The organism is Corallococcus sp. AB049A, from assembly GCF_003668885.1.
Lineage (GTDB): Bacteria > Myxococcota > Myxococcia > Myxococcales > Myxococcaceae > Corallococcus > Corallococcus interemptor.
Genome location: NZ_RAWL01000297.1, coordinates 1 through 10,855, shown reverse-complemented (window position 1 = coordinate 10,855; position 10,855 = coordinate 1). Strand labels below are relative to the sequence as shown.

General features: G+C 71.0%; 9 protein-coding genes. 3 read left to right on the top strand and 6 right to left on the bottom strand.

Features of this window, described 5'->3' with window-relative positions; all coding sequences use genetic code 11:
• The 4 genes from D7X55_RS27025 to D7X55_RS27010 all read right to left on the bottom strand — a co-directional run.
• Positions 1–317 (bottom strand): alpha/beta fold hydrolase (locus D7X55_RS27025; RefSeq protein WP_121724568.1); only part of this gene is annotated, 317 nt, incomplete at its 3' end.
• A 14-nt stretch (positions 318–331) separates the two neighbouring features.
• Positions 332–1,891 (bottom strand): mucoidy inhibitor MuiA family protein, encoded by a 1,560-nt coding sequence (locus D7X55_RS27020; RefSeq protein WP_120552751.1) that lies wholly within the window; start codon positions 1,889–1,891, stop codon positions 332–334.
• Complete coding sequence (locus D7X55_RS27015; RefSeq protein ID WP_121724567.1) at positions 1,891–4,131, bottom strand: DUF4139 domain-containing protein; 2,241 nt, start codon at positions 4,129–4,131, stop codon at positions 1,891–1,893. Before D7X55_RS27015 ends, D7X55_RS27020 begins: the two co-directional genes overlap by 1 nt.
• A gap of 105 nt (positions 4,132–4,236) precedes the next feature.
• Entirely contained in the window at positions 4,237–5,142 is a 906-nt protein-coding gene (locus tag D7X55_RS27010) for a hypothetical protein (RefSeq protein WP_233610092.1), read from the bottom strand.
• 125 nt (positions 5,143–5,267) lie between these two features.
• Here D7X55_RS27010 and D7X55_RS27005 point away from each other — a divergent pair, with 125 nt between their 5' ends.
• The 3 genes from D7X55_RS27005 to D7X55_RS26995 all read left to right on the top strand — a co-directional run bounded on the left by D7X55_RS27005 (position 5,268) and on the right by D7X55_RS26995 (position 9,774).
• Positions 5,268–6,254, top strand: coding sequence for an alpha/beta fold hydrolase (locus D7X55_RS27005; protein WP_121724566.1), 987 nt, complete (start codon positions 5,268–5,270; stop codon positions 6,252–6,254).
• 81 nt (positions 6,255–6,335) lie between these two features.
• Entirely contained in the window at positions 6,336–7,547 is a 1,212-nt protein-coding gene (locus D7X55_RS27000) for an extracellular solute-binding protein (protein ID WP_121724565.1), read from the top strand.
• 76 nt (positions 7,548–7,623) lie between these two features.
• On the top strand, positions 7,624–9,774 hold the full coding sequence (locus tag D7X55_RS26995; RefSeq protein WP_306437750.1) for an ATP-binding protein: 2,151 nt from the start codon (positions 7,624–7,626) through the stop codon (positions 9,772–9,774).
• A gap of 9 nt (positions 9,775–9,783) precedes the next feature.
• Here D7X55_RS26995 and D7X55_RS26990 read toward each other — a convergent pair whose 3' ends face one another.
• Complete coding sequence (locus tag D7X55_RS26990; protein WP_120552746.1) at positions 9,784–10,329, bottom strand: M15 family metallopeptidase; 546 nt, start codon at positions 10,327–10,329, stop codon at positions 9,784–9,786.
• Between the two features lie 121 nt (positions 10,330–10,450).
• Positions 10,451–10,855 (bottom strand): MGMT family protein (locus D7X55_RS26985; protein WP_407921790.1); only part of this gene is annotated, 405 nt, incomplete at its 5' end.

Below are 10,855 nucleotides of genomic sequence, written 5' to 3'. Positions count from 1 at the left end.
AGGCCACACACCGTCCAGCCGCCCATGGAGTAGCCCCACACATGCGCCCGGCCGATGGAGAGCGTGTCGAGCACCGACAGCGCGTCCTCCACGCGATGCCTCAGCGCGTAGGACTCCAGCTCGTGCGGCGTGTCGCTCTGTCCATGCCCCAGCGAGTCGAACGTCACCACCGTGTACGCGTCCGTCAGCGCGGACACGTACCCCTTGAGTGTCCAGTGCGAGCCCATCTGGAGCAGGCCGTGCAGGAGCAGCAGGGGAGGGCCGTGGCCCTGGACCTCGTAGTGGATGCGGCGGCCGGACTTCGTCGCGAAGGGCATGGCGGTGGGCTTCCCTACAGGCCCGCGACCTTCGCGGCGCGGGCCACCGTGAAGCCGAAGTTCACCGTCTGATGCGAGCGCGGCGGCACGCTCAACTCGAAGCGCACGATGCCCTCGTCGCTGACCTTCGTGGGCGCGGGCTTCGTGGCGTCCTTGAGCAGCGCCACCTCCACGGCCTCCACCTCCGACACGGGCATGCGCTCCTCCACCGCGAGCGCCGCGGGCTTCGCGCCCATGTTGGAGACGAACAGCTTCACCTTCTGCGTGCGCGTGCGCCGGCCGGTGATGCGCGCGACCTCCTCGCCCACGTCCACCTGCCGCGACACCCGCAGCGAGTCCTCACTGCCGAAGCCCAGCTTCACGCGCTCGCCCCGGCCCGCGAACTTCAGCTGCGCGCGGCCCACGTAGCCGTTGGCGCGCACCAGGTCCACCGGCCCCGCGAGCAACACCGCCGGCCCCGTGTTGTCGAACTTCGCCACCCGGTGCACCAGCGGCGACTGCTCCGGGCAGGCCACCAGCTCCGACGTGGCCGGAGACGTGAACGCGAACAGCGCGACCCGGTGCGCCTCGCCGTCCGACGGCACCGTGGCCTTGTGCGGCGCGGACAGCGTCACCGGCTCGCCGCCGTCGTCCATGCCGGGCAGCGCGTCCGCCGCCTTCGTCGTCCCGGCCTCGCCCGTCTCCTGGAGGGCTTCCTCTCGGATGGAGACGTCCACCACCTGCTTCTCACGCGTCGTCTTGTCGCGCAGCGTGAGCCAGTCCTCCGTGAGCCGGGGCGGCGTGGCGCCCAGCGTGGGCCGCGCCGTGGAGAAGGCCAGCGTCACGTCCTTCCAGGCCTCGCCGGTGTTCTGCCAGACCACGGCCTCGCACTCCAACGTCACCGAGGACGCCGCCTCCGTGGTCCCCAGCCGCGCGCGGTAGGCCGGCCGCCAGGCGGCGCAGGGCACCAGGTAGCTGAGCGTCAACGTCGCCTCACCCCCGGCGGCGTGGCTCACGTCCAGCTCCGCCTGCACGTCCAGCGTGGGCTCAGGCACCTCCGTGCGCGCCAGCACGTCGCGGGTCTCCTGGATGTGTTGCCGCTCCAGGCGGCCCAGCTGACGGCGCGCCTGGAGGAGCTGTTCGTCCGCCGCCGTCTGCTCCTGACGGATGGTGGCGAGCTGCTCCTTCCACTTCGCCGGATCCGCTTCACCGGCGCCGGTGCGCTCGGAGATGGCGCGCAGGACCTCCTGACGCGCGGTCTCCAGCAGGCCGTGCCTCGCCTCCAGGCGCCGCACCTCCGCCTGGGCGCGGGCCAGCACCTGCTCGCGCTCGAAGGCGCGGCGGGCCAGCACTGAATGGTGCTCGCGCAGCGCCTCCGGCAGCACCGCGCGCATCGAACGGCGCAGGCTGGCCTGGGTGACCATGCCGCCGGTGAGCTTCGCCTGGAGCGAGCGGTCCACCGCCACCGCCGGCAGCCCGTCCACCACGAGGCGGCAGGGGCCCGGGGGCAGCGTCACCGTGCCGCTGCGCTCGACGAGCGCCCGGTCCTCCAGGACCGTCACCTTCACCAGGGGCAACAGAATGGAAGTGCGCATCACGTCCTCCGGTTCCCGCCGTTCAGCATCTTGCTGGAGGGCAGCTTCACGACCCACGTCGCCTTCATCGAACGCTTTTCTCCGGCGGGGACGCTCACGCGCCACACCCGCTCGCCCTCCACCGGCGCCTCACCCGGCAGCGGCGTGGGCTTCTGCCAGGGCGGCACCACCTCCGCCTCCTCCACCTTGAGGTCCTTCTGGGACTCGGGGACCGCGCCAATGCGCTCGGAGATGGCGATGTTCGCGGGGCGGGAGAGGTGGTTGGCCACCTCCACGGAGACATGGTGCGTGAGCACCGTGCTGTTGCCGAACATGCCGCCGGAGGCCTCCTCGAAGCGCGTGTTGCGCGCCACCTGGAGCGCCTCCTCCACGCCCAGGCCCAGCCGCTGCGTCTCGCCCGGCCCCAGCGTGGGCAGAGGGGACGTCATCAGGAACTCGTCCCCGAGCGTCACGTCCACGGGCCCCGCCAGCAGCGGATGCGGCGACGCGTTGTCCAGGCGCACCGTGCGGAAGACGCGGGGCTCCACGGAGGGCACGCAGACGTACTCGACCTTGAGCTCCAGGGGCACCGTCAGCATGGGCACGGTGTGCCACGCGCCATCGGACGGCACGTCCGCGACGGCCTCCGCGTCGAAGCGCGCATCGAAGTGCCGGGCGGACTCTCGCGGCGGCACGGACCAGGTGGGCGGCGTCACCATGTGCACGGCGTCGGCGAACATGAAGGCCTGGGCCTCCAGACGCACCACCTCCACCTGCACGCTCACCGCGGTGAGTGACAGCATCGCCTGCGAGACGAGCGCGGGACGGGGGCGCAGCCGGCCGCGCTGCGCGGAAGAGGCCGCGGAGGCGAGCGTCAGCGAGTCGTAGTCGAACAGGCCGTCCGCCGGCTCCAGGCCCGCCGCGCGCCGGAGCTCATCACCGGCGCCGCCTCCTTCGTCCATCGCCATGTCCGCCATCGGCGCTTCTTCGAGTTCGTCCACCTCGACCGCGCGCTTCTTGCTCTTCATGCGGTCCATGCCGCCACCACCGCCCCGGGACGCGGGCATGCTCACGGCCGGCGCGGCGCTGCGACGGGGCGACGACGGACGGGCGCCTCCCACGAGGAATGCTCCCGAGGACTTGGGGGCCGCCATGGGCGGTGGCATCGGAGGCGGAGCGGACACGCTGGGCGGTGCGCCACCGGGGGCCGCGCCTCCGAACGTCGCCATCTCCTTGTACGGCTGCTCCTGCTCGTACGCGTCTTCATCCGCTTCCGGCTCCGGCTCCTCGAACATCGGAGGCGGTAGGGGCCTGGCGGGGACGGACTCCGGCCGGGCCACGTGCGCGGCGTCGTAGCCGGCGAACAGCTCCTCCAGGCCGGGCGCGGGCTCACGCCACCCGGAGCGCGCGGGTGGCGGCTGACTGCGGCCGATGCGCAGCGACTTCAGCTCCGGCACCTCCGCGCGCCGCTCCAGGCTCGCGGTGGAGACGGCCAGCCGTACTCCCGTCCAGTCCTCGCCGGTCCGCTGGAGGATGGCGGCGCGCATGCGCAGCGTGCCTTCCTCCAGCGTGCGCGGCAGGCGCAGGTCATACGTGGGCACCCAGCGCGCGCCGGCCACCGCGTACTCCAGCACCAGGCGCGCGTCCGCGTTCGCGGCGATGGGGCCGGAGAGCGTGAGCAGCGCCGCGCGGAACAGCCGGGCCCGGTCCACGTTCCTCGCGGAGGACAGCTCCTGCACGCGGCGGCGGCGCAGCTCCAGCTCGTTCGTGGCGTCGCGGTGCTGGCGCTCCAGGTCCAGCTCCTGCGCCTGCAGCTCCGCCAGCTCCGCGTCCACGAAGCCGGTGAGCGACAGCATCGCGGCCAGCGGGGCTTCGCGCGGAGGCTGGCCCTTGCGCTGGGCGGGCCAGGTGGGCGTCAGGTTCCGGAGCGCCTTGATCTCCGAGCGCACCCGCTCCAGCCGGCCATGCACGGCGGACAGGGCCGCCTCCGCCGCCTCGAGCGCGTGCTGCTCCGCGGGCAGCTCCGACTCCGGCGGCAGCCGTACGTCGAACGTGGGCTTGAGGTCGCGGACGAGCAGGTCCGCGGGCCCCTCCACCACGCGGGCACGCAACGAGCCCGTGCGCAGCGCCAGGGGCAGTCCGTCGACGCGGACCTGGCCAGGCAGGTGTCCGTTCTCGGGCGAGAGCACGAACGCGCGTGTGCACAGCGCGCCCTCGGCGTGAACGGTGACGGATTCCAGGACGGACGGTACGACGCGCATGGGCCCCCTCTTCCGTGGAGAGGTCCGCACGCTACCCCGGCGCGCCCATGCATGGCGACGGTGCGTGAGTGGATCACGCACCGCGCCGTCGGGCCTCATGCTCGGTCAGAACGCGCGGTTCACGGCGTACGCGCAGATCTGGTGCTCGGCCTTGTACGTGTTCGGGCCGGGGATGCCGTCGATGGGGCCGGTGTAGCCGAACGCGCGGCCCACCGTCTGCACGCGGGTCCAGTAGATGGAGCCCGGGATGCCATCGTCCTCGGCGGAGGTGCGGGGACTGCCGCGGCGGTTCAGTTCGCGCGCGGTGATGCGCACGCGGATCTTCTCCGTGGCCGGACCCGTCACGCCGTCGATGGGGCCCGTGTAGCCGTAGTCGCGCTGGCCCACCGTCTGGATGCGCTTGTAATAGATTTCACCCGGGATGCCGTCGAACTCCGTGGTCGTCTGCGGCAGGCTGCTGGTGCCGCCGCCCGGCGCCTGGCCACCCCCCGCGATGGTTCCGCCCGCGTAGTCCATGGACCAACCCAGGTACCGCGCCCCCGTCTTCGCCGAGTAGCCCGACACGCTGTTGACGCCAATCGCATCTCCCCACGACTGGGCCAGGTTGTACGTGGCCATGAACACCGTGCCGCCGCCGCCGTTCAGGTCCGCGCCCACGTGGCCCGCGGAGCCGATGTCCCACCAGTGGAAGGCCCCCGTCAGCGCCTTGGACGCGTCCGTGGAGACGATGCGCGATGCGCGGTAGGCCTCGATGGCCGTGGGGCGCACGGCGGAGTCCGGAAGCTGGCCGAAGCGGACCATCAGCGAACCGCACCACTGGTTCCACGAACCGCCGTCGCGCTTGGGATTGGCGGCCGCGAACGCGCGAGCACGGTCATAGATGGGCGAGTTCGCTTCGCCCTCCACCGTGCCAATGGCAGACACGTCCTGGGTGGGAACCTCCAGCTCCGGACCTCCGCACGCGGCCAGCATCAGGCCCGCGGAGACCAGCAGGGCGGGGGACCACGTCATCCAATTCGAGCGCATCATCTCTCTCCAGAGGGGGATTCAGCGAGGGGTGGAAATTTGCGTTGAAGCCGAGCAGGCCCTTTGAGGCAGTTTCGTTGTCGTGGCCGGCCGTGCAAAGGTTTCCGCCCATGCGAACGTCCTGGCTCCGTCTGTCTTGGGTGCTGTTGCTTTCGGCTTGTGCGACCACGCCGTCATCGCCTCCTGGAGGCACGGAGGATCCGCTGCACCAGGTGAAGCGGGTGCGGGTGGCTCCGGAGGTCGAGCTGGAGGTGCTCGACTACGGTGGCAAGGGGCCGGCGCTGGTGTTCCTGCCGGGCCTGGGGAGCACGGCCCACGTCTTCGACGTGCTGGCACCGGAGTTCACCGCCACGCACCACGTCTATGCGTTCACCCGGCGCGGCTTCGGTGCGTCGAGCTGGCCGGCGACCGGTTATGACAGCGCGACGTTGGGGCATGACGTGCTGGCAGCGATGGAGGGACTGGGGCTCGCGAAGGCGACGCTCGCGGGGCACTCGCTCGCGGGGGATGAGCTGAACTGGATGGGGTTGAACCATCCGGAGCGCGTGGAGGGGCTCATCTTCCTGGACGCCACGGACAACAAGGGGGAGATCGCCGCGTTCCTGAAGCCCGGTCCGCTGCCGCCGCTGCCGTTCACCGTGCTCGACGGGCAGCCGTCACGTGAGGCGGTGACGGCGCTGCTGGCGCGCGACCTGGGCGGACCGTTCCCACCGCACGAGATTGATCACGCGTACGAGTTCGACGCCGCGACCGGCGCGTACCTGCGCTACCACCGCCAGCCGGAGGCCACGGAGCAGGCCATCCGGGGTTCGGCCATCCCGGACTACGCGAAGATTCAATGCCCCGTGCTGGCCATCTCCGATGAGCAGGCGTTCGCGGGGTGGGTGGAGTTCCTGTCCCAGTCGGAGAGCGTCCCCGCGGACCTGCGCGAGCGGGCCCGGGCCTTCCTTCCGGAGCTGCGTCAGCACGAGGCCGCCCAGGACGCGCTGCTCAGGAGCCTGCCGAACTGGAAGGTCGTGACGCTCCCGGGCGCGGGGCACTACCTCTGGCTCACGCGGCAGGCGGAGGTCGTCTCCGCCATGCGTGCCTTCCTTTGATGCTCTCGGATTGCCGGGTAATCATTCCTCGCCAGATCGCTCGCGCACCCGCGGGCGTCCCTTCCTGGAGAGGTCCCCGTCATGAGTTGGAAAGCCCTGATCTGCCCCGCCGTCCTGGTCCTGAGTGCGTGCTCGGATTCCACCGACCCCGACCCCACGCCCAGGCGTCCGCTGAAGGCAGTCCTGTTCCCATACATCCCCGACTCCGCGGGAGACAGCTTCGCCAGCCTGGAGCAGCGATTGGAGGCGGACTTCGAGCAGGCCCATCCGGACATCGACCTGGATGTCGTGTTTGACCTCAACCAGGATGTCTATGATCTGGACGACGGCGGAAAGCTGAGCCAGCTCCTGGGCGCGCAGGCCGAGGCCGCCCAGGTGGTGGAGGTGGACACGCTGGTGCTCGGCTCGCTCGCGGCGAAGGGGTGGATCCAGCCCGTCACGCTGGAGCCGGGCGTCATGCATCCGGCGGCGGAAGAGGCCGTCCGCATTGACGGCGCGAACTACGGCGTGCCCACCTATCTGTGCACCTACGTCGTCTACTCGCGGACCTCGGCCGTCCGGTCCGCCACCGACAGCACCTCGCTGGTGCGCATCCTCCGCGAGGCGGCTCCCGGCAAGCGCCCGCTGGCGACGAACTTCGACAGCAGCTGGACGCTGCCTTCCACGTACCTGGATGCCTGGCTGGATACGCACCCGGGGGATGCGCTCGCGAGCGCCATCTCCCTGCCGCTCGATCCGCCGACGGTGAGCGCGCTCTCGGAGGTCGTCGACAGCTGCTCGCTGGAGGCGGGCGTCAACCCGTGTCTGGATGGCAGCTACGCGGACAACACGGTGGCGGAGGAGGCCTTCGCGAAGGAGCAGGCCAACGGGTTCATGGGCTACACCGAGCGCCTGTTCCACATCCTCCAGGCCCAGCCCACGATGCCGCTGCCGGAGGTCGTCTCCGTGCCGCTGGGCGCGGGTTCGGCTCCGGCGGTCTTCGTGGATGCGCTGGTGGTCAACGCGAACTGCACCGGGACGTGCGCGGAGGATGCCCGGGCCTTCACGTCGTTCATGCAGGCCCCGGAGACGCGCAGCCTCATCGCGTTCAGCAAGGACGCCCCCCAGGGCACCCGGCCCCGCTACCTGCTCCAGGCCAACCGCGCCTTCTACCAGCAGGAGCCCGCGCGCTCCGACCCCATGTATCAGCAGTACGCGGACATCCTGAGCGGCGCGCGTCCCTATCCCAACCAGCGCTTCCCGGAGAACCGGAAGGCGCTCCGGGCGGCCCTGCTCGAAGCGCTCGGCGATTGACGGGCGTCAGCGCCGCGAACGGCGCGGCAGGCTCACGCTCGGCCCCCAACGGCAGCCACGGACGCGCATCGACTGGATGGAGGAGTCAGCGCTCCGCTCCTCGGGAGGCTGTGTCTGGCGCATGGGCGGGCGAGCCCCCATCGTTGAAGGAAGAAGTCCGTTCCCCTTCGCGCGTTCCATGGACCGCCTGCACGACAGCCCTACGCCTCAGCCCCAGCGGGCCCCGCCGCCAGGGCACAGCCTTCTGCTGGATGCCGTGCTCGCCAGCATGGGTGAGGGGCTGCTGGTGGCGGATGAGTTCCAGCACCTGGTGTTCATCAACCCGAAGGCGGAGTCCATCCTGGGCATGGGAGCCACCGACGAGCCCGTCAGCCGGTGGCCGGCGCACTACGGGCTCCACCTGCCGGACCAGGTCACGCTCTATCCGTCCGACCAGCTGCCCATGAGCCGGGCCCTGAAAGGCGAATCCATCAGCCGCGCGGCGGTCTTCCTGCGCAACGCAGAGCGGCCGGCGGGGACCTGGCTGCACGTCAGCTCCAGTCCTGTCCGTGACGAGATTGGCCGGGTGCGCGGCGGTGTGTCCGTCGTCAGCGACGTCACCGACCTCAAGCGGGCCGAGGACGCGGCGCGGGAGGGCGCCACGAAGTACCGGTCGCTCTACAACAGCACGCCCGTGATGATGCACTCCATTGATACGCACGGACGGCTCATCAGCGTCAGTGATTACTGGTTGGACACGATGGGCTACGAGCGCGGCGAGGTGCTCGGGCGCGAGTCGGTGGAATTCCTGACGCCGGAGTCCCAGCGGTACGCCCGCGAGGTCGTCCTCCCCGAGTACTTCAAGACCGGCTGGTCCCGGGACGTGCCGTACCAGGTCGTGAAGAAGAACGGGCAGGTGATTGACGTCCTCCTGTCCGCCATCGTGGAGCGGGATGACGCGGGCCAGATGGTCCGCTCGCTCGCGGTGCTCACCGACGTGACCGAGCGCAAGCGGATGGAGGCGTCCCAGCGGTTCCTGGCCGAGGCGAGCCGCGAGCTGGTGGCGTCGCTGGATCCGGAGACGACGCTCCAGCGCGTCGCGAAGCTGGCCGTGCCGCTCATGGCGGACCTGTGTGTCTTCTTCTTGAGGACGGACAGCGTGGTGCTGCGGCCCGTGGCGGTGGCGGACCGTTCGCCAGCCCGCGGCGCCAGCGTGCGGGAGTTCCTGCGGCTCCACCCTCCGCGCCCGGAGGCTCCGCACGGTCCGTCCCGGGTGCTGGCCACCGGCAGGCCGGAGGCCTCGGACGCATCACAGGGGCTGCTGGACGCCGAGGCACTGGCGGAGGACCGGTGGGCGGAGGTGAGGACGCTCCAGGGGCGGCCTTCGCTGGGTGTGCCGCTCCAGGCGCGAGGCCGCACGCTGGGGGTGCTGTACCTCCTCTCCTCCGAGCCGGGGCGCGCGTTCGCGCCGGATGAGCTGGCCCTGATGGAGGAGCTTGGGCGGCGGGCGGCCTTCTCCATCGACAACGCCCAGCTCTATTGCTCGGCGCAGGAGTCCATCCGCGCGCGGGACGAATTCCTGTCCATCGCGTCGCATGAGCTGAAGACCCCGCTGACGTCCATGAGGCTGAGGCTGCAGCAGCTGGAGTCCAACCTCATGGGCTCGCGCCCCCTGTCCACGGAGCGGATGTCGAAGATGCTGGAGGTCTTCAAGGAGCAGCTCCAGCGGCTGGCGCACCTGGCGGACCACCTGCTCGACGTCTCCCGCATCAACGAGAAGCGGTTGGACCTGCGCCTGGAGGACATGGACCTGGTGGCGGTGGCGAGTCACGTCGCGGGCCACGTCGCGGAGCAGTTCCACAAGGCGGGCTGCGAGTTCGAGCTGGTGAGCCGCGAGCCGGTGTGGGGGCACTGGGACCGGCTGCGGATGGAGCAGGTCATGCTCAACCTGCTCACCAACGCGATGAAGTACGGCGCGGGGAGCCCCATCCGGATGGAGGTGACGAGCCACGACGGAATGGCACGGCTCATCGTGACGGACCACGGCATGGGCATTCCCATCGAATCCCAGGCCCGCATCTTCGAGCGCTTCGAGCGCGCCTCCTCGCGCAACTACGGAGGGCTCGGCCTGGGGCTCTTCATCACGCGGCGGATCATCGAAGCGCACGGCGGAAGCATCCGCGTGGAGAGCGAGCCGGGGCACGGCGCGAAGTTCATCGTGGAGCTGCCGCCCCGCCCGTCCCACTGAGGGCTTCGCCTAGCTCGCGTCCTGGCGGACCACGGCGGGCGTGGGCTCGACGTCCAGGGGGCGGCCCAGGCAGTCCACGCCGTCGTCGGGCGCGAGGGTGCTCTTCGGCCGGAACTCCCAGTGCCACGGCTCCGAGGCCACGGTGCGGCGGAAGCCGAAGCGGCAGGCGTTGCCCGCGAGCCAATCATACGTGGGGGACGCTTCCTCGCTGCCGACAACCAGGTCCACCGCGAGCCCACGGTTGTGATTGGAGCGGCCCGGCCGCGCCGCCTTGGGCCCCAGCCCCTTGCGGTAGCGGCGCCACAGGAAGCGCTGCTGCTGATACGAACGCCACCCGCTGGTGACGAGCAGGGGCTGACCCGCCGTGCGCGCCTCGGCCGCCATGCGCTCGAAGGCCGCCGCCGCGTCCCGGTGGAGCCGGTGGCCGCTGTGGATCCGCACCAGCCGCGGCCCCTTCGCCTTGGCCTTGCGGACCTTCACTTCCTTCGCGAACCCCACGGGGGCCAGCAGACAGACCAGGAGCACGAGGCCCCAGCGGAGCAGGGGAGAGGACATTCGTCGGAGGTCCAAGGAGTGAGCTGGGACCCGAGGCTGCCGTCTTTGTTCCGCCGTGAAAAGCAGACGGCCTGGCGAGCGCTGTTCCCTCGTGCCCGGCCGCCCGGACGCTCCGTGGGCGCTAGAAGAGCGTGAGCTGCGCGGAGGGCGCGGGTGCGTCCCGGGGCGGCAGCACGCTGAAGCCGTGGGCGCGGGCCCAGGCCTCGCTCGGGCCCTTCCAGTGATGCGCGTCCATGCGGACGTGGCCCGCGTCGTCGAAGGCGACGCCCTCTGCCTCCAGCAGCTCACGCTGACGGTGGCCGGAGGTGCTGATGCCTCCCGTGCGGTTGATGATGCGCTGCCAGGGCACCGTCGCCGCGCGCGACCCCAGCGCCGCCATTGCATGGCCCACGGTGCGCGCATCGCAGGCGCCGCCGACGATGGTGGCGATGTCTCCGTACGTCGCCACCTGCCCGGACGGCACCTGTTCGCAGACGCGGTAGATGCGCTCGTACGGGTCCTGCGTGTCGGTGGGGGAGGTCATGGG